Origin of the sequence: Zoogloea sp. (genome assembly GCF_030157465.1) — a bacterium.
Classification (GTDB): Bacteria; Pseudomonadota; Gammaproteobacteria; order Burkholderiales; family Rhodocyclaceae; genus Zoogloea.
On sequence record NZ_JAOAUU010000022.1, the window covers coordinates 20880 to 39998 of the forward strand.

Annotated in this window: 19 protein-coding genes and 2 tRNA genes; 18 read left to right on the forward strand and 3 right to left on the reverse strand. The window is 62.0% G+C overall.

The features are described 5' to 3' along the window. Window positions 1–141 precede the first annotated feature (141 nt). Complete coding sequence (locus Q1W26_RS03125) at window positions 142–2613, forward strand: heavy metal translocating P-type ATPase (protein ID WP_300435746.1); 2472 nt, start codon at window positions 142–144, stop codon at window positions 2611–2613. Window positions 2614–2622: 9 nt separating this feature from the next. Continuing rightward, complete coding sequence (gene ccoS / locus Q1W26_RS03130; protein WP_300435749.1) at window positions 2623–2811, forward strand: cbb3-type cytochrome oxidase assembly protein CcoS; 189 nt, start codon at window positions 2623–2625, stop codon at window positions 2809–2811. A gap of 9 nt (window positions 2812–2820) precedes the next feature. Here the strand turns inward: ccoS and Q1W26_RS03135 are convergent, their stop codons facing one another. Further along, entirely contained in the window at window positions 2821–3102 is a 282-nt protein-coding gene (locus tag Q1W26_RS03135; RefSeq protein ID WP_300435751.1) for a hypothetical protein, read from the reverse strand. A gap of 118 nt (window positions 3103–3220) precedes the next feature. On the opposite strand from Q1W26_RS03135, the gene ndk reads away from it, so the two are divergent. The 16 genes from ndk (at window position 3221) to Q1W26_RS03215 (ending at window position 18602) form a co-directional block, all read left to right on the forward strand. Beyond that, complete coding sequence (gene ndk, locus Q1W26_RS03140; RefSeq protein ID WP_300435754.1) at window positions 3221–3646, forward strand: nucleoside-diphosphate kinase; 426 nt, start codon at window positions 3221–3223, stop codon at window positions 3644–3646. A gap of 45 nt (window positions 3647–3691) precedes the next feature. Then, window positions 3692–4786: a 23S rRNA (adenine(2503)-C(2))-methyltransferase RlmN gene (rlmN, locus tag Q1W26_RS03145; protein ID WP_300435757.1), complete on the forward strand. Its 1095-nt coding sequence runs from the start codon at window positions 3692–3694 to the stop codon at window positions 4784–4786. A 2-nt stretch (window positions 4787–4788) separates the two neighbouring features. Continuing rightward, on the forward strand, window positions 4789–5580 hold the full coding sequence (gene pilW / locus Q1W26_RS03150; RefSeq protein ID WP_300435759.1) for a type IV pilus biogenesis/stability protein PilW: 792 nt from the start codon (window positions 4789–4791) through the stop codon (window positions 5578–5580). Then, window positions 5577–6461, forward strand: a complete 885-nt coding sequence (locus tag Q1W26_RS03155; protein WP_300435761.1) for a RodZ domain-containing protein — start codon at window positions 5577–5579, stop codon at window positions 6459–6461. The genes pilW and Q1W26_RS03155 overlap by 4 nt, the downstream gene beginning before the upstream one ends. 11 nt (window positions 6462–6472) lie before the next feature. Then, complete coding sequence (gene ispG / locus Q1W26_RS03160) at window positions 6473–7723, forward strand: flavodoxin-dependent (E)-4-hydroxy-3-methylbut-2-enyl-diphosphate synthase (protein ID WP_300435764.1); 1251 nt, start codon at window positions 6473–6475, stop codon at window positions 7721–7723. A 33-nt stretch (window positions 7724–7756) separates the two neighbouring features. After that, window positions 7757–9052 carry a histidine--tRNA ligase gene (gene hisS, locus Q1W26_RS03165; RefSeq protein ID WP_300435767.1) on the forward strand — a complete coding sequence of 432 codons (1296 nt, stop codon included), beginning with the start codon at window positions 7757–7759 and terminating at the stop codon, window positions 9050–9052. Next, the gene (locus Q1W26_RS03170) at window positions 9039–9692 is read left to right on the forward strand and encodes a tetratricopeptide repeat protein (protein ID WP_300435770.1); all 654 of its coding nucleotides are present in this window, start codon (window positions 9039–9041) and stop codon (window positions 9690–9692) included. The genes hisS and Q1W26_RS03170 overlap by 14 nt, the downstream gene beginning before the upstream one ends. Then, entirely contained in the window at window positions 9689–10825 is a 1137-nt protein-coding gene (bamB, locus tag Q1W26_RS03175; protein ID WP_300435772.1) for an outer membrane protein assembly factor BamB, read from the forward strand. The genes Q1W26_RS03170 and bamB overlap by 4 nt, the downstream gene beginning before the upstream one ends. Window positions 10826–10840: 15 nt before the next feature. Beyond that, entirely contained in the window at window positions 10841–12169 is a 1329-nt protein-coding gene (gene der / locus Q1W26_RS03180; protein WP_300435775.1) for a ribosome biogenesis GTPase Der, read from the forward strand. A 100-nt stretch (window positions 12170–12269) separates the two neighbouring features. Further along, window positions 12270–12512 carry an RNA chaperone Hfq gene (gene hfq, locus Q1W26_RS03185; RefSeq protein ID WP_079434940.1) on the forward strand — a complete coding sequence of 81 codons (243 nt, stop codon included), beginning with the start codon at window positions 12270–12272 and terminating at the stop codon, window positions 12510–12512. 51 nt (window positions 12513–12563) lie between these two features. Continuing rightward, entirely contained in the window at window positions 12564–13697 is a 1134-nt protein-coding gene (gene hflX / locus Q1W26_RS03190; protein ID WP_300435860.1) for a GTPase HflX, read from the forward strand. A 58-nt stretch (window positions 13698–13755) separates the two neighbouring features. Continuing rightward, window positions 13756–15015, forward strand: coding sequence for an FtsH protease activity modulator HflK (hflK, locus tag Q1W26_RS03195; RefSeq protein ID WP_300435778.1), 1260 nt, complete (start codon window positions 13756–13758; stop codon window positions 15013–15015). Beyond that, complete coding sequence (hflC, locus tag Q1W26_RS03200) at window positions 15015–15932, forward strand: protease modulator HflC (RefSeq protein WP_300435781.1); 918 nt, start codon at window positions 15015–15017, stop codon at window positions 15930–15932. Before hflK ends, hflC begins: the two co-directional genes overlap by 1 nt. Next, entirely contained in the window at window positions 15932–16117 is a 186-nt protein-coding gene (locus Q1W26_RS03205) for a DUF2065 domain-containing protein (protein ID WP_300435783.1), read from the forward strand. The genes hflC and Q1W26_RS03205 overlap by 1 nt, the downstream gene beginning before the upstream one ends. Before the next feature lie 12 nt (window positions 16118–16129). After that, window positions 16130–17287 (forward strand): ATP phosphoribosyltransferase regulatory subunit, encoded by a 1158-nt coding sequence (locus Q1W26_RS03210; RefSeq protein WP_366143629.1) that lies wholly within the window; start codon window positions 16130–16132, stop codon window positions 17285–17287. Window positions 17288–17291: 4 nt separating this feature from the next. Next, window positions 17292–18602 (forward strand): adenylosuccinate synthase, encoded by a 1311-nt coding sequence (locus Q1W26_RS03215; RefSeq protein ID WP_300435866.1) that lies wholly within the window; start codon window positions 17292–17294, stop codon window positions 18600–18602. 153 nt (window positions 18603–18755) lie between these two features. Here Q1W26_RS03215 and Q1W26_RS03220 read toward each other — a convergent pair. Together Q1W26_RS03220 and Q1W26_RS03225 are read right to left on the reverse strand one after the other, a co-directional pair. Next, window positions 18756–18840, reverse strand: a tRNA-Leu gene (locus Q1W26_RS03220). 182 nt (window positions 18841–19022) lie between these two features. Then, window positions 19023–19107, reverse strand: a tRNA-Leu gene (locus Q1W26_RS03225). Window positions 19108–19119 lie beyond the last annotated feature (12 nt).

Here is a 19119-nt window from a genome sequence, read left to right on the forward strand (position 1 = left end):
CAAGGTCCGATCCAGAAGCGCGCCCTGCGGGGCGCGTTTTTTTTCGGGGCTACGCCGGTTTGGACGGCCTGCGCAGTTGTGATAAAAGGGCGTGTTTCCCGCGGCCATCCCCGACCGCGCGCATTGTCTGCGAGGCTCTCGTTGTCCCAGTCGTTGCCCCAAAATTCCCCCGCACCCGAACACGATTGCTACCACTGCGGCTTGCCGATTCCCGCCGGCGTTGATCTTCCCGTCGACGTCGACGGCGCCCGGCATCAGATGTGCTGCACCGGCTGCCAGGCGGTGGCCGAGTCCATCGTCAGCAGCGGGCTCATCGATTATTACCGCCGCCGCGACGCCATGCCCGAGCAGGCCCGCGAAGCCATGCCCGACGAGCTGAAGGATCTCGGCCTTTTTGATCACCCGGATTTTCAGCAGGGCTTCGTCAAACCGGTGGGGGAGCACGAGCGCGAAGCGGCGCTGATCCTCGAAGGCATCACCTGCGCCGCCTGCATCTGGCTCAACGAGCAGCACGTCGCGCATCAGCCCGGCGTCACGGCCATTGACATCAACTACGCCACCCGTCGCGCCCGGGTGCGCTGGGACGAGCGGCGCATCAAGCTGTCCGACATCCTGGCCGCGATCCAGGCCATCGGCTACCGGGCCTATCCCTACGACGCGGCCCGTTCCGAACAGATTTCCCAGCGTGAGCGCCGGTCTGCCCTGTGGCGCCTGTTCGTGGCCGGCTTCGGCATGATGCAGGTGATGATGTATGCCTTCCCGGCCTACATCGCCGAGGACGGCGACATCACTGCCGACATCGAGAGCCTGATGCGCTGGGCCAGTCTGATTCTCACCGCACCGGTGGTGCTGTATTCGGCCGCGCCTTTCTTCAGCCACGCCTGGCGTGATGTACGCCTGCGCCGGCTGGGCATGGACGTGCCGGTGGCGCTCGGCATCGGCGCGGCATTTGTCGCCAGTTGCTGGGCAACCTTCATCGGCCACGGCGAGGTGTATTTCGACTCGGTGACGATGTTCGTGTTCTTTCTGTTGTGCGGCCGCTACGTCGAGATGCTGGCCCGCCAGAAGGCCGTGCGCGGCGTTGAGGAGCTGGGCAAGGCCCTGCCGGCCTTCGCCGAGCGCCTGGCCGCCTGGCCCGGGCCGGATGGCGAGAAAGTCCCGGTTTCCCAGCTTCTGGCCGGCGACGTGATCCGCGTCAAGCCCGGTGAAGCGCTGCCCGCTGACGGTGTCGTCGTCGACGGCGAGAGCGATGCCAACGAGGCCCTTCTGACGGGCGAAAGTCGCCCGGTGCCCAAGCGGCCGGGCTCGGCAGTCACTGGCGGCAGCGTGAATATCGGCAGCCCGCTGTGCGTCCGCGTGACGCGCACCGGCGAGCACACGCGCCTCGCGGCAATTCGTCAGCTGATGGAACGGGCCTCGGCCGAAAAGCCCCGCGTCGTCCAGCAGGCCGACAGGTTCGCTGCTTACTTCATCGTTGCGCTGCTGGTGCTGGCCGCGGTAACCGCCGCCTGGTGGTACTGGCACGACCCCGACCGGGCCCTGTGGGTCTTTGTCTCGGTGCTGGTCGTGAGCTGCCCCTGTGCGCTGTCGCTGGCAACGCCGGTGGCGCTGACGGTGGCCACCGATGCGCTGGCGCGTATGGGGGTGCTTGTCACCCGCGGCCACGCCATCGAGGCCCTGGCGCGGGCCGACCACTTCGTTTTCGACAAGACCGGCACGCTGACCTACGGCGAGATGCGGGTCGAGCAGGTGCGCCTGCTGGGTGCCATTGATGACGCCCGGGTGCGGCAGCTCGCGGCCGGCCTCGAACAGGGCTCGGAGCACGCCATTGCGGCTGCGCTGCGTCTCGGTGGCGGCGACGCTCCGCTGCCGGCCTTTGCCGGGTTGGCGGCAACGACGGGGCAGGGCGTGGCCGGCGTTCTTGACGGCACACCTTACCGGATCGGTCGCCCGGCCTTCGTCGCCGAACTCGTCGGCACCCCCGTGCCAGACGTGCTGCTGGACGATGAACGCTCTGGCCGCACGGTGATCGCGCTCGCATCCAGCGCTGGCTGGCTGGCCGGCTTTGCGCTCTCCGACGGTTTGCGCGAAGACTGCCCGGCGGCGTTCGAATCGCTGCGCGGCAAAGGCATCGAACTGTCGATCTTCAGCGGTGACACACCCTCCACCGTCGAGGCGCTCGCCGGCCGGCTGGGTGTGCAGCACGCCCTCGGTGGAATGACCCCCGAGGGCAAGCATGCGGCCCTCATTGCGCTGCAAAAGGGCGATGCAGTCATTGCGATGGTCGGCGACGGCGTCAATGACGCGCCGGTGCTGGCCCAGGCCCAGGTTTCGGTTGCCATGGGCGGCGGTACCGACCTGGCCCGCAACCAGGCCGACATCGTGCTTCTGTCCGGACGCCTCGGCTCGCTGGCGGAGGGCGTCACCCTGTCGCGGCGTGCGCTGGCCATCATCCGCCAGAACCTGTGGTGGTCCTTTGCCTACAATTTCACCGCTGTGCCGCTCGCCATGTCCGGGCTCGTCACGCCCTGGATGGCCGGTATCGGCATGTCGGCGAGCTCACTTCTCGTTGTTCTCAACGCCTTGCGCCTGCAGCGCAAGCGCCCTCGCTGAGTCGCCATCATGGAAAGTCTTTACCTTCTCATCCCGCTTTCGATTGTCCTGGTTTTCGTGATCGGGCTGATTTTCTGGTGGTCTGTACGCAGTGGCCAGTTCGACGATCTGGAGGGGCCGGGCTACCGAGTGGTGAGCGACGACGACGATCCGCCCACCGAGGGTGGCCCGGCACGGCGCCCGAAAGCCAAGCCCTGACACCGCAGTTCAGATCATTTCCCCTTCACTTGAAAGGGTTTTGATTAAGATCAAGTCGGCCCCCTGAACACTTCTGCATACTTCGCGCCAGGTTGAAGACGCAAACACGAGCAACAAAAAAGCCGTCTTCCTGGCACGCGGTGCCAAAAGCTGAAGTCTCTCTGTTGGGGTTGGGGGTGCGCGATGCGCACCCTTTTTTTTGCTTGTCGCCCACAGATATCCGCCCGTTTCTTCCGGTTTGTTCCCCGCATCCCTCTCGTGCTCGGCCCTGTCGGCCAGGGCGCGCAGCATCCTGTTTACGCGTCACCGTTTACCATCGAGCCGAAAAACGCCGATGCGACGCATCAACCTGTTAAAATTCCAAGCTTTCGGTTTTTCGACCATCCTTTGAATCACGGAGTCCAGTCTCATGGCTATTGAACGCACCCTTTCCATCATCAAGCCCGATGCCGTCGCCAAGAACGTAATCGGTCAGATCTACGCCCGTTTCGAAGGCGCCGGCCTCAAGGTCATCGCTTCCAAGATGGCTTACCTGTCCGAGCGTGAAGCCGGCGAGTTCTACGGCGTGCACAAAGAGCGTCCCTTCTTCAAGGATCTGGTCTCCTTCATGACTTCCGGCCCGGTGATGATCCAGTGTCTGGAAGGCGAAGGCGCGATCGCCAAGAACCGTGACCTGATGGGCGCCACCGACCCGAAGAAGGCCGCTCCCGGCACCATTCGCGCCGATTTCGCCGAATCCATCGACGCCAATGCCGTTCATGGCTCCGATGCTCCGGAAACCGCAGCCGTGGAAATCGCTTTCTTCTTCCCCGGCATGAACGTTTACAGCCGTTAATGATCTCTACCGGCGGGATGAAATTTCTTCTTCCCGCCGGTCTGGATGGATACATACGTGGTCAATCTCCTCGATTTCGACGCAGCAGCCCTCACCGACTGGTTTCTCCAGCAGGGTGAGAAACCCTTTCGTGCCAAGCAGGTGCTCCGCTGGGTGCATCGTTTCGGCGCGACCGATTTCGAACAGATGACCGACGTCGCCAAGTCGCTGCGGGCAAAGCTCGCGACGACGGCCAGCATCACGCCTCCCGTGCCGGTGCGTGACAGCATCTCCACGGATGGAACCCGCAAGTGGCTTCTCGACGTGGGCAACGCCAACGCGGTCGAAACGGTGTTCATTCCCGAAACCAACCGCGGCACCCTGTGCATTTCGTCGCAGGCCGGCTGCGCCCTCGACTGCGCCTTCTGCTCGACGGGCAAGCAGGGCTTCAACCGCAATCTCACCGCGGCCGAAATCATCGGCCAGCTGTGGCTGGCAAACCGCATGCTTGGCGCCAACGGCGACGGCGAGCGTGTCATCAGCAACGTGGTGATGATGGGCATGGGCGAACCCCTGGCCAACTTCGAGAATGTCGTCTCGGCGCTCAACCTGATGCTCGACGACAACGCCTACGGCCTGTCCCGGCGCCGCGTCACGGTGTCCACCTCCGGTATCGTCCCGGCCATGGACCGCTTGCGTGATGCGTGCCCGACAGCACTGGCCGTTTCGTTGCACGCCTCCAACGATGCGCTGCGCGACAAGCTGGTGCCGATCAACCAGAAGTATCCCCTGCGCGAACTGATGGCCGCCTGCCTGCGCTATCTTCAACGTGCCCCGCGGGATTTCATCACTTTCGAATACGTCATGCTCGACGGAATCAACGATTCCGACGCCCATGCCCGCGAACTCGTCGCACTCGTGCGCGACGTGCCGTGCAAGTTCAACCTGATTCCGTTCAATCCTTTCCCGAACTCCGGTTTCGATCGTTCGCCGGCACCGCGCATCAAGCGCTTCGCCGAAATCCTGATCGATGCCGGCATCGTCACCACCACCCGCAAGACCCGTGGCGACGACGTGGACGCCGCCTGTGGCCAGCTGGCCGGGCAGGTCACGGACAAAACCCGCCGCACCACCCGCATCATTCCGGTCGGCGGAGCGTGAGCATGAAACGCGCCCTGTCTGCCGTCGCGTTGCTGCTCGCCCTTGGCGGCTGTGCAGCTCCCCAGTTCGGCGGGCCGATGGCCAGCGTCGAGCGGCCCGTGTCCGAGCAGCCGGTGACCACTGAAGCGCGCCGCAAGGCCAAGGTGCACGTGGAACTCGGGCAGGCTTATTTTCAGGTTGGCCGTTTTGGTGTCGCCCTTGACGAAGCCAAGGCCGCTGCCACCTACGATCCCGGCTACGCGCCGGCTTTCCAGCTGATGGGGCTGGTGCACATGTTCCTCGAAGAAAATGCGGTGGCTGTCGCCAACTTCGAACATGCCCTGAAACTCGCCCCCGGCGACCCCGAAATCCAGAACAGCTACGGCTGGTTCCTGTGCTCCACAGGCAAGGAAACCGCAGGGCTCGAGCAGCTCTCGGCGGCGGCCCGTAACCCGTATTACCAGAGTTCGACGCGGGCCTTTGCCAACGCCGGGCTGTGCCAGCTGCGGCTCAAGAACGATACCGCGGCAGAAGTGCTTTTCCAGCGCGCAATCGACGCCGACAACGGTAACCTGCAGGCGCTATACCACCTGGCTGCAATCAAGTACCGGCGCGGCGCCTATGATCTGGCGAAGCGTTATCTTGCTGCGTTGCATCAGGGCGGCGATCCAACGGCCGAAAGCCTGTGGCTCGCCATCCGCGTCGAGCGCAAGCTCGGCGACCGCAGCGCCGAGGCTGCTTTCGTTCAGCAACTGCGACGCCGCTTCGCCGGCTCCCCCGAATACCAGGCTTTCTTGCAAGGGCAGTATCAGTGACAGATCCTCAAGCTTTGCCGCTTCCCCAGCAAACTTCATCCCAGGAGTTTTCCACCGGCGACACCTTGCGGCGCGCCCGTGAGGCCCAGGGGCTCAGCGTCGCCGAAGTGGCGAATTCCCTGAAGCTCAATCCGCGCCAGATCGAGGCGCTCGAATCCGGGCGTTTCGATCAGTTGCCGGGCTACGCCTTCACGCGGGGTTTCCTGCGCAACTATGCCCGTCTGCTCAAGGTCGACGCCGCTCCGCTGCTGGCCGGACTGCAGGCTCCGGGCAGCAACGATGCGATGGAGCTCTCGCCGGCCTCGAACGCCCAGGGGGACATGCCGCAGGTTGGAAGAGGGCGTTTCCGGCGCTCCGTGATTCCTGGCGTGCTTGCAGCGCTCGCGCTGTTCGGCATCGTCGTCGCCGGCTGGTACTACGACGCCCAGCGCAAAAAGCCTGCCGATGAATTGATCGCCAGCCTTCCGGCGCCGGCCGAGCTTCAGACTCCGCAGGCCGAGCCGGTGGCTGTGCAGCCGGCCGTTTCGGCCGAAGCCCCGGCTCAGCCCGCCGATTCGCAGCCGGTTGCGGTGCTGCCGTCGCCTGTCGTGGTGGCCCCTGAGGCTGCGCCGGCAAGGGTCGAGGCGCCCAAGCCCGAAGCCGGCAGCGATCGCCTGGTTTTCCAGTTCGAGCAGGACGCCTGGGTCGAAGTGAAGGACAAGAGCGGCAAGATCATCTTTTCCCAGCTGGGCAAGGCCGGCTCCCGCCAGGAAGTCCAGGCGGCCGCTCCCATGTCCCTCGTGGTCGGCAATGCCCGTTACGTGAAGCTCGAGCGCAACGGCAGTCCTGTCGATCTCGGAGCCTCCACCAAGGTGCCGGTTGCCCGCATCAAGCTTGATTGAATAGACGTACTATGGATCTCCTTATTTCCGGGCGTGCAGGCGCCCGCCGCTTGAGTCGCCAGGTGCGTGTCGGCCATGTACTGATCGGTTCCGACGCTCCGGTGGTCGTCCAGTCGATGACCAACACCGATACCGCCGACGATTTCGCCACGACGATGCAGATCGCCCAGCTGGCGCGGGCTGGCTCTGAACTTGTGCGGATCACCGTCAATAATGACGAAGCCGCCAAGGCCGTACCGAAGATCCGCGAAAAGCTGTTGTCGATGAATCTCGATGTGCCGCTGGTGGGTGATTTCCACTACAACGGTCACAAGCTGCTGATGGACAACCCGGCCTGTGCCGAGGCCCTCGACAAGCTGCGCATCAATCCCGGCAACGTCGGTCAGGGTGTCAAGCGTGATACCCAGTTTGCATCCATCGTCGAAATGGCCTGCCGCTACGACAAGCCAGTGCGCATCGGCGTCAACTGGGGCAGTCTCGACCAGTCCGTGCTGGCGCGGATCATGGACGAAAACGCTACCCGCGCGGTTCCCCGTGATGCCGGCGCCGTGATGCGCGAGGCGCTGGTCACCTCGGCGCTGGAATCGGCCCTCAAAGCCGAAGAATATGGTCTCGCCGGTAACAAGATCATCCTGTCGGCCAAGGTCAGCAGCGTGCAGGATCTGATCGCCGTGTATCGCGATCTGGCTGCCCGCTGCGATTACCCGCTGCACCTCGGGCTCACCGAGGCCGGCATGGGCTCGAAGGGCATCGTCGGCTCCACCGCGGCGCTGGCCGTGTTGCTGCAGGAAGGTATCGGCGACACCATTCGTGTTTCTCTCACGCCCGAGCCCAACGGCAGCCGTACCCAGGAAGTCATCGTTGCCCAGGAAATCCTGCAGACGATGGGCCTGCGCGCCTTTACGCCGATGGTTACGGCCTGCCCGGGTTGCGGCCGTACCACCAGTACGCTGTTCCAGGAAATGGCTTCCGACGTTCAGAGCTTCGTCCGCGACAACATGCCCTTGTGGCGCGACAAGTTCGACGGTGTCGAAAACATGACGCTGGCCGTGATGGGCTGCATCGTGAACGGCCCCGGCGAGAGCAAGCACGCCAACATCGGCATCTCGCTGCCCGGCACCGGTGAAACGCCGGCTGCCCCTGTGTTCGAGGATGGCGTCAAGACGCTGACGCTTCGCGGCGACAATATTACCAACGAGTTCAAGGCCATCATCGAACGCTATGTGGCCCGCACTTATCCCAAAAAGGGCGTGTCGGCCTGAGTGCCCGCGCCAACCAGAAAAACAAAGGGAATCATGAGCAAGACCCTCCAGGCCGTGCGCGGGATGAATGACATCCTGCCCGACGACGCTGAAGTCTGGGAGCAATTCGAGGACATCGTCCGCGACTGGCTGCACAGCTACGGCTACCGCCCGATCCGCATGCCGATCGTCGAACCGACGCCGCTTTTCAAGCGTGCCATCGGCGAGGTGACCGATATTGTCGAGAAGGAAATGTATTCTTTCGAGGACGCCCTCAACGGCGAACACCTCACGCTGCGTCCGGAAGGCACGGCTTCCTGCGTGCGGGCGGTCATCCAGCACAACCTGTTGTTCGGCAATCCCCGCCGGCTGTACTACCACGGCCCGATGTTCCGTCATGAGCGTCCCCAGAAGGGCCGCTACCGCCAGTTTCACCAGGTTGGTGTCGAGGCACTGGGTTTCGACGGACCGGATATCGATGCCGAGCACATCCTGATGTGCGCCCGCCTGTGGGATGACCTCGGTCTCGAAGACGTCAAGCTGGAGATCAATTCCCTCGGCAGCAGCGAGGAGCGGGCCGCCCACCGGGCCGCCCTGATCACTTACCTCGAAGCCCACCAGGACAGTCTCGACGAGGATGGAAAGCGGCGCTTGTACACCAACCCGCTGCGCATTCTCGACACCAAGAACCCGGACTTGCAGGCCATCGTCGAAGCCGCACCGAAGCTGGCAGATTTTCTTGGCGAGGAGTCGCTGAAGCACTTCGAAGGCGTGCAGACCATCCTCAAGGATGCCGGCCTGCCTTACCGCATCAACCATCGGCTGGTGCGCGGTCTCGACTACTACAACCGCACTGTCTTCGAGTGGGTTACCACCCGTCTTGGCGCCCAGGGCACCATCTGCGCCGGTGGACGCTTCGACGGACTTGTCGCCCAGCTCGGCGGCAAGCCGGCTCCGGCCTGTGGGTTTGCAATGGGCATCGAACGCCTGTTGTCCCTCTGGCAGGAGTGCGGCGGGCAGGCGGAACGCGTCGTACCCGATGTCTATGTCGTTCACTCCGGCGAAGCCGCGCTGCGGGCCGCTTTTCGTGTCTCCGAGGCGCTGCGAGGAACCGGTTTCGCGGTTACCCAGCATTGCGGCGGTGGCGGCTTCAAGTCGCAGATGAAACGTGCCGACGCTTCCGGCGCTCCCTTCGCCGTGGTTATCGGCGAGGACGAGGCTGCGGCTGGCGAAGTGAGCCTCAAACCCCTGCGCGACGGCGGCGAACAGATTCGCGTGCCGATGGATGCGCTCCCCGAAACCCTGGCAGATCGCCTACTTGAATCGGAAGAAGACGATGGCAGCATTTGACCTCGAAGAGCAGGAACAGATTTCCCAGATCAAGGGCTGGTGGGAGCAATACGGCAAGCTCGTGACCTCGGTCGCGGTGGCCGCTGCGCTGGCGTCCGTCGGCTGGCAGGGCTGGAACTGGTACAAAGGCAAGCAGACGCTGGAAGCGTCCGCCCTCTACGACCAGCTCCAGAAAGCTGCCGGCGAGCGCAATGCGCCGAAGGCCCGCGAGGCTGCCGGCGTCCTGATCGACAAATACAGCGGGACCGCCTACGCCGGTCTGGCTGCATTGTTGTCGGCCAAGGTTCAGCTCGAGGCTGGCGATGCCAAGAATGCCCGCGTGCCTCTCGCCTGGGCTGCCGAGAAGGCCGGTGATGCGGCTTTGCGCGATCTGGCCAGGCTGCGTCTGGCTACCGTGATGTTCGACGACAAGGCTTACGACGAGGCGCTCGCCCAACTCCAGGCGCCGTCGGATGAGGGTTTCGTTGCCCGTTTCGCCGATCTTAAAGGCGACGTTCTCCTGGCCCAGGGCAAGAAGGAAGAAGCCCGCACGGCCTACAAGGCCGCGGTGACCTCTCTTGAAAAGGCAACCAAGGCCGAAGCGGTGACGCTGCGTGAAATTGCCCAGGCCAAGCTGGATGCCGTCGGAGGTGCTCAATGAAGGCCCGACAGCTGGCTCTTGTCATGGCCGCTGCGCTGAGTCTCGGCGCGTGCAGTTCGCTCAACCCCTTTGCGTCCGGCGATTCAAAGAGCAAGGCGCTCAAGCCGCTGACCAATCCCGTCGCCATCACCGAAACCTGGAATGTGCGCCTGGGGAACGCAGGTGTTTTTGTCCTGCAGCCGGCACAGGTTAATGGCGCGGTTTTTGCCGCTGACAGCGAGGGCGACGTGGTGCGCGTCGAAAGTGGCCGCACGGTCTGGAAAACGCGTCTCAAGACGACGGTTTCGGGCGGTGTCGGTGCAAGCGCTGACCTGGTTGTGGTCGGTACGCCCAAGGGCGAGGTGATTGCCCTCGATGCTGCGTCGGGCGAGATCAAATGGCGGGTTGCGATCAGTGCCGAGGTGCTGGCGCCGCCGGCCGTGTCCGACGGCATCATCGTGGTGCGCGGTGCCGACAGCCGCCTGTTCGGGCTTGATCCGGCCGACGGCAAGCGCCGCTGGATGTATCAGCGGGCTACGCCATCTCTTTCGCTGCGCAGCGCTGCGGGCGTGGTGCTTGACCGCAATGCCATCCTCGCAGGCTTTCCGGGGGGCAAGCTGGCTGCGATCAGTCCGGCCAATGGCAGCCTGATGTGGGAAGGCACGGTTGCGGTTCCGCGCGGGGCGACCGAGCTTGAGCGCATGGCCGACATCACCAGCCTGCCGGTGGTCGGTTCCCGTGCAACCTGCGCCGTTGCCTATCAGGGCCGGGTTGCCTGCTTCGACATGTCGAATGGTTCAACCCTCTGGACGCGGGATTTGTCCAGCTCGAGGGGGCTTGATCTCGATGAAAAACATGTTTTCGTCACCGACGACAAGGGCGCCGTGCACGCACTCGACATTTCCAGTGGTGCAAGCGCCTGGAAACAGGACCTGCTTGCAGGCCGTGGCACCGGGCGTCCGCTGGCGTCGGGTGAGCACGTGGTGGTTGGCGATAGCGAAGGCTATGTCCACCTTCTCCGGAAGGACGATGGATCCCTCGTCGGGCGCCAGCGCGCTGCTTCCAGTCCGATTCTTGCCGACCTGCAGCGTGCAGCCGGCGACATCATCGTCCAGACGCGCGACGGCAATATCGCCGCCGTCAACGTCAAATAACGGAGTCGCCACCGCGTGAAACCCACCCTCGTCCTGGTTGGACGCCCCAATGTGGGCAAATCTACCTTGTTCAACCGTCTCACCAAGACCCGTGATGCCCTTGTGGCCGATTTTCCGGGCCTGACCCGTGACCGCCGCTATGGCCTCGGGCGTGTCGCCGAGCGCGAGTTCCTGGTGGTCGATACCGCCGGTTTCGACCCGGTTGCCAAGGAAGGCATCGTTCATGAAATGGCCAAGCAGGCGGAGCAGGCGATTGCCGAAGCTGACGCGCTGCTGTTCATGGTCGATGCACGTAGCGGCCTGACACCCCACGACGAGCAGATCGCCACCCGGCTGCGTCGCGCCGGCCGTCCGACCTTCCTGGTCGTGAACAAGGCCGAAGGCATGAACCGCTCGATGATCGCCGCCGAGTTCCATGAACTTGGCCTCGGTGATCCCCTGTGCATCTCGTCGGCCCACGGTGACAACGTCACCGCGCTGATGGAGCTGGTGCTTGAAACCTTCCCGGTCGATCCCGAAGACGAAGAGCCCGAAGGGCGCGGTCCGCGGGTCGCGATTGTCGGACGCCCCAACGTGGGTAAGTCGACACTCGTGAATACCCTGATCGGCGAAGAGCGCGTCATTGCCTTCGACATGCCGGGCACCACGCGGGATGCCATCGAGGTGCCCTTCGAGCGTAACGGCCAGCACTACACGCTGATCGACACCGCCGGCCTGCGCAAGCGTGGCAAGGTCTTCGAGGCCGTCGAGAAGTTTTCTGTCATCAAGACCCTGCAATCGGTCGAGCAGTCCAACGTGGTCGTGCTCGTGCTGGATGCCAGCCAGGAAATTTCCGACCAGGACGCCCACATCGCCGGCTTTGTCGTCGAGGCCGGCCGGGCGCTGGTTGTGGCGGTGAACAAATGGGATAGCGTCGATGATTACCGTCGTCAGCGCATCAAGGAAGACATCGAGCGCAAGCTGCCCTTCCTGGCATTTGCACGCTTCCTCTATGTTTCGGCGCTGAAGGGGCAGGGCATCGTGCCGATGCTCAAGGCCGTGGATGGCGCTTACGCTGCCGCCATGACCAAGCTGTCGACGCCAAAGCTGACCCGTCTGCTCCTCGATGCCGTTGCACGTCAGCAACCGCCGCGTCACAGCGGTTTCCGCCCCAAGATGCGTTATGCCCACCAGGGCGGCATGAACCCGCCGGTGATCGTCGTGCACGGCAGCGCCCTTGATCACGTTTCCGCGTCTTACACCCGCTACCTGGAACGAACCTTCCAGGAGGCGTTCAAATTGCAGGGCACGCCGCTGCGCATACAATTCAAATCCGGCCACAACCCCTTTGCCACCAAGGATTGAAGAATCGCTGTCCACACCAGCGATCGGCTTGCTGCGTCGATGTGGCAACGCAGCAAACCACACTATAATTATTTCAAACTAAAACCAAAGAGGTTCTACCATGAGCAACAAGGGGCAACTCCTTCAAGATCCCTTTCTTAACGCCCTGCGGCGCGAGCACGTGCCGGTTTCGATTTATCTTGTGAACGGGATCAAGCTGCAGGGCCAGGTCGAGTCTTTCGACCAGTACGTCGTCCTGCTGAAGAACACGGTAACCCAGATGGTCTATAAGCACGCCATCTCTACCGTCGTTCCGGCTCGCCCCGTGAATATCCAGCAGGAACAGAACGAGGCAGCAAGCTGACCTCCCTGATCAACTGGCCCGTCTGCGGCCATTGCAAATCCGGGGGTGGAGGTGTTTGACAGGCCGGCCTCTGGAACGCGTGCGGTGTTGGTCCAGGTCGATTTTGGCCAGGGCGGCATCGAGGAGCGCCTCGCCGAGGTTGCGCTATTGGCCGAAAGTGCCGGTGCGACGATCGTCGATGTTGTTCAGGGCCGGCGACAGGCACCCGACCCCGCGCATTTTGTCGGCAAGGGCAAGGCCGAGGAAATCGGGACGGTCGCCCAGGCCAACGAAGCCGATATCGTCATATTCAATCACGACATCACGGCTGCGCAGCAGCGCAACCTCGAGCGCAAGCTCAATTGCCGGGTTGTTGATCGCTCGGCTCTCATCCTCGATATTTTCGCGCTGCGGGCCAAGAGTCACGAAGGCAAGCTGCAGGTCGAACTCGCCCAGTTGCAGCATATGTCCACCCGCCTTGTGCGGGGCTGGACGCACCTGGAACGCCAGAAGGGCGGTATCGGCTTGCGCGGTCCGGGTGAAAAGCAGCTCGAGACCGACCGCCGCTTGCTGGGCGAGCGTGTCAAGCTGTTGAAGGATCGTCTCGCCAAACTCGAGCGCCAGCGTGCCGTGCGTCGCCGTGCCCGCGAGCGCAGTGACGTGCTGACGATCTCGCTGGTCGGCTACACCAATGCCGGCAAGTCGACGCTATTCAATGCGCTGACCAAAGCCGGCGCCTACGCGGCTGACCAGTTGTTCGCAACGCTGGACACCACGTCTCGACGGCTTTTTCTTGGAGATGCGGGGAACATCGTCATCTCCGACACTGTCGGATTCATTCGTGATCTGCCTCACTCGCTGGTGGCCGCCTTTCACGCCACGCTGGAGGAAACCGTTTCGGCCGATCTCCTGCTGCACGTGGTCGATTCCGCCAGCGAAGACAGGGAAGGGCAGATCGCAGCAGTCAACGGTGTTCTCGAGGAGATCGGAGCCGGTCATCTTCGACAAATCCAGATATGGAACAAGATTGACGCTACCCTGGCGAGTCCGGAGGTTCAGAGGGATGCGTATGGTAATATCTCGCGCGTTTTGCTCAGCGCCCTTACGGGCGAAGGGCTTGATCTGCTCAGGCAGATCCTCACCGACGTGGCTCTGACACACAAGGCGGCATTGGCCGCCGCTTCGCAAACACCGGATTCGGATTGACGAAGCACCGGTAGCATTTACCACGGAGCAAACTTTCACTGTGATCTCAGGCATCCTTATGTCTCTAAACGATCCCAAATGGGGTAATCGCGGCGGTGGCGACAACCGTGGTGGCGATGGCAATCAAGGGCCTCCCGACCTCGAGGAGTTGTGGCGTGATTTCAATCGTCGCCTCTCCGGCATGTTCGGTCGGGGTGGTGGCTCGGGTGGTGGTGACGGCGGGAATAAAATGCCTGACCTGAACTTCCGCCAGTTCGGCGGTGGTATCGGACTCATCGCCGCTTTTGCTGCCGTAATCTGGCTGGCGAGTGGCTTCTATATTGTTGACGCCAGCCAGCGGGGCATCGTCCTGCAGTTTGGCCGCTTCGTCGAATCGACCGAGCCGGGGCTGCGCTGGCGCCTGCCTTATCCGGTCCAGACGCATGAACTGGTGAACCTGACCGGCGTGCGTACCGTCGAGATCGGCTACCGTGGTTCCGAGCGCAACAAGGTGCTTAAAGAAGCCCTGATGCTGACGGACGACGAGAACATCGTGAACATCCAGTTCGCGGTCCAGTACGTTCTCAAGGATCCGCAGCAGTATCTCTTCAACAACCGCAACGCTGACGATTCCGTGATCCAGGCCGCTGAAACCGCGGTGCGCGAAATTGTTGGCAAGAGCAAGATGGACTTCGTTCTCTACGAAGGCCGTGAGCAGGTGGCGGCAAACGCCCAGAAGCTGACCCAGGAAATTCTCGATCGTTATTCGACGGGTATCCAGGTCAGCAAGGTGACGATGCAGAACGCCCAGCCGCCTGAGCAGGTTCAGTCGGCCTTTGATGATGCAGTGAAAGCAGGTCAGGACAGGGAGCGTCAGAAGAACGAAGGTCAGGCCTACGCCAATGACGTGATTCCGCGTGCCCGTGGTGCAGCATCACGTCTGTTCGAGGAGGCCGAAGCCTACAAGGGGCGTGTGGTGGCTCAGGCAGAAGGCGATGCGTCGCGCTTCAAGCAGGTCTACACCGAGTACGCCAAGGCTCCTGAAGTGACCCGTCAGCGACTCTACCTCGATACGATGCAGCAGGTTTTCTCGAACACTTCAAAGGTAATGGTCGATTCGCGCAGCAACAGCAACTTGCTTTACCTGCCTCTGGACAAGCTGATTCAGGCTACCGCTGCACCGGCGACGGCTCCGGTGGTCGAACAGGCTCAGGGTAGTCGTCCCGCATCCGTGCCGGGGGTTGCCGAAAGCAATATCTCACCGCCGAGAGTCGATGCGCTCTCAGGGGAAGCGCGAACCCGTGAATCGACGCGCAGCCGTGAGCGGGGAGAGCGCTGATGCGTGAACGTTTGCCGTTATTTGCAGGGATTTGCCTCTTTGTTTTTGCGATCCTGTCGATGAGCCTATTTACCGTGGATCAGCGTCAGCACGCGCTGGTTTTCCAGCTCGGCGAGGTCAAGGGGCAGATCAGTGAGCCCGGTCTGTATGGCAAGATTCCGCTCATCCAGAACGTCCGCTATTTTGACAAACGCATCCTGACCCTCGACACGACGGAGCCGGAACGTTTCATCACTTCGGAAAAGAAAAACGTCCTCGTTGATCTTTTCGTCAAGTGGCGCATCGTCGATCCCAAGCTTTATTACATTTCCGTTGGTGGTGACGAAGCACGCGCAAAGACCCGCCTTGAGCAGACCGTGAACGCGGGCTTGCGTGAGGAGTTCGGCAAGCGCACCGTGCACGAAGTCGTCTCCGGCGAGCGTGACAAGATCATGGACGATATGCGGGACAAGGCCGACCAGGATGCCCGCAAGATCGGTGTTCAGATTGTCGATGTTCGACTGAAACGGGTCGATCTTCCTGCCGAAGTGTCCGAGTCGGTCTATCGACGCATGGAGGCCGAGCGCAAGCGCGTGGCCAACGAGCTGCGCTCTCAGGGCGGCGCCGAAGCCGAAAAGATCAAGGCCGATGCCGACAAGCAGCGTGAAGTGATCGTTGCCGAAGCGTACCGGGATGCCCAGAAGGTCAAGGGCGACGGGGATGCCAAGGCTTCCGCGATCTATGCCCAGGCTTTCGGCCAGAGCCCGGAGTTCTATGCTTTTTATCGTAGTCTCGAAGCCTACCGGAGCAGTTTCAAGAGCAAGTCCGACGTTCTGGTAGTCGAGCCGAATTCCGAATTCTTCAAGTATCTGAAAGGGCCCGGTGGGCGCTCGGCGCCTGCGCCGGAATCCGCCAAGAGCAGCAAGAACGGGAAATAATGGGGCGTACCCTGATCCTGGCGTTCGCACTGATGCTGGTGCTCGAAGGGCTTATACCCTTTGTTGCACCGGCCACGTGGCGCGAGACCTTTGCCCGTCTGATCCGCATGGCGGATGGGCAAATCCGCTTCGTGGGGCTCGGATCGATGGTTCTCGGCCTCGTCATTCTGATTGTTTTTTCCTGAGGCGCTTTACCCATGTTGCGTTGGGTTCTACCCGAATATATCCAGGACGCGCTGCCCGCCGAGGCAGCCAAGCTGGAAGATCTGCGCCGTCGATTGCTCGATGCATTCAGGCTGAACGGTTATCAACTCGTTTCGCCGCCACTTCTTGAATACCTCGAGTCGCTGCTGACCGGGGCTGGCCAGGACCTCCATCTGAAAACGCTGAAGCTCGTTGATCAGCTTTCCGGCCGGACGATGGGTGTGCGCGCAGACATCACACCCCAAGTGGCACGTATCGACGCCCACCTGCTCAACCGCAAAGGCGTTGCACGGCTGTGCTACTGCGGCAGTGTCGCCCATGCTGTGCCGTCTTCGCTTACGGCTACGCGTGAGCCCCTGCAACTCGGCGCCGAAATTTATGGTCACGCCGGCATCGAGGCGGACGCGGAGGTCATTCGCCTGCTCGCGGAAGCTTTGCAGATCGCCGGTGTCGGCACCTCGCGCATTGATCTTGGCCACGTGGGACTTTTCAAGGCCCTGGCCCAGAAAGCCGGCTTGCTGCCCGATCGTGAGGAAGCCCTGTTCGACTGCCTGCAAGCCAAGGATCTTCCGGGCCTGCGCGAACTGCTCGTTGACGTGGCTGATGATGTGCGTTTTGCGCTTTTAATGCTGCCTACGCTCTACGGCGGGCCGGAAGTGCTGGCCAGCGCCCGGGAAGTTCTGCCCCGGGACGTCGAGATCCAGGCTGCGCTCGACGATCTGGAGCAGCTCGCCGCCCGACTGGCCGGCTTGCCCATCAGCTTCGATCTTGCTGATTTGCGCGGCTACCACTATCACAGCGGTGTGGTTTTTGCTGCCTATGGCGGCAATTCGCCAGTGGCCCTTGCTCTTGGTGGTCGCTATGACAGCGTGGGCAGGGCTTTCGGGAGAGGACGTCCGGCGACGGGCTTCAGCCTCGATTTGCGTGAGTTGGCGACGCAGGTGCCGGATCCGCATCTGAACGGGGCGATCCTTGCCTCGGATTCGCGCGAGCCCGGATTTGCCGAGGCTGTTGCTGCATTGCGAGCCGCTGGCGACAGCGTAACGATTGAATTGCCCGGCCATGACGGCACGTGGCGCGAGGCCGGCTGTGACCGGCGTCTGGTTCTGCGGGGCGGTGCCTGGCAGGTTGAACCGCTTCAGGGAGAGTAAAAAAATGGCAAAGAACGTAGTGGTTGTCGGCACCCAGTGGGGCGACGAGGGCAAGGGGAAGATCGTCGATTGGCTAACCGATCAAGCTGTGGGCGTGGTTCGTTTTCAGGGCGGTCACAACGCGGGTCACACGCTGGTTGTCGGCACCACCGAATACAAGCTGAATCTCGTTCCGTCCGGAATCGTGCGCGAAGGTGTCGAGTGCTTCATCGGCAATGGCGTTGTCCTCGACATTCACCATCTGCTGTCCGAAGTGCGTGGCCTTGAGGCCGGCGGAATCAAGGTGCGTGAGCGCCTCAAGATCAGCCCGGGCTGTCCGCTGATTCTCGGTTATCACTCGGCTGTCGATCGTGCCCGCGAAGCCAAGAAGAGCGCCGGCACAAAGATCGGTACGACCGGCAAGGGCATCGGCCCGGCTTACGAGGACAAGGTTGCCCGTCGTGCGCTGCGCGTCTACGACCTGTTTGATCCAAAGCGTTTTGCCGAGAAGCTCGCCGAAAACCTCGAGTATCACAACTTCGTGCTGACCCAGCATCTGGGCGCCGAACCGGTTGAATTCCAGGCGGTATTCGACCAGGCCATGGCCGATGCCGAAGAAATCAAACCGATGGTCACTGACGTGTCGGCTGATCTTTATGCCATCAACAAGTCCGGTGGCAACCTTCTCTTCGAAGGCGCGCAAGGTACCTTGCTCGACATCGACCACGGTACCTACCCGTTTGTCACTTCCAGCAACTGTGTTGCCGGCCAGGCGGCTGCGGGTTCCGGTGTGGGTCCGGGCCGTTTGCATTATGTCCTGGGGATTACCAAGGCTTATTGCACGCGGGTTGGCGGCGGTCCTTTCCCGACGGAGCTGGATTTTGAAACCGAGGGTACCCCGGGCTACCAGATGTCGACCGTTGGTCGCGAGTTCGGTACTGTTACGGGTCGTAAGCGTCGCTGTGGCTGGCTGGATCTTGCGGCTCTCAAGCGCTCGATCATCATCAATGGTGTTTCAGGCCTCTGCATCACCAAGCTTGACGTGCTCGACGGCCTCGAGGAACTGAAGCTCTGCACAGGCTACATGCTGGATGGCAAGCGTATCGACCTGTTGCCGATGGGCTCTGAAGAGGTTGTGCGTTGCCAGCCAATTCTTGAAACCATGCCTGGCTGGAGCAGCACGACCTTCGGCGCTCAGACCTGGGATGCGCTGCCGCCGGAGGCTCGCGCCTACCTGCACCGCATCGAGGAAATCTGTGAGGTTTCGATTGACGTGATTTCGACCGGTCCCGAGCGCGACGAAACAATCCTCAAGCGCCATCCTTTCGGCGTCTGACCAGATAGACGGAAGACAGCCTGTCCGGTTTGCGAGGGTTAAGCCCGTCGCAAACCGGACAGCAAGCAGGGTGGGAGCTATATGTGCTGTATTTATTCAGGAAGTACAAATAGAAAAAGCCGGTCATGAAATGACCGGCTTTCCCGAAATGCTTGGTGCCCAGAAGAGGACTCGAACCTCCACGCCTCGCGGCACTAGTACCTGAAACTAGCGCGTCTACCAATTTCGCCATCTGGGCAACGAAGGCGCTATTATAGATCAATCAAACGAAGATGCAAATTTTTTGTGAGCGACTTGTTGTGAAGAATCTTGTCGAAACATGCACCAAAATTCTGGTCAAGAAAGCGTGAACGTTTTAGCCGGAAATGCATTTTCGACAGACGAAAAAAAACCGGTAAAAACCGGTTTTTTAAAAATGCTTGGTGCCCAGAAGAGGACTCGAACCTCCACGCCTCGCGGCACTAGTACCTGAAACTAGCGCGTCTACCAATTTCGCCATCTGGGCAGCGAGGCGCCA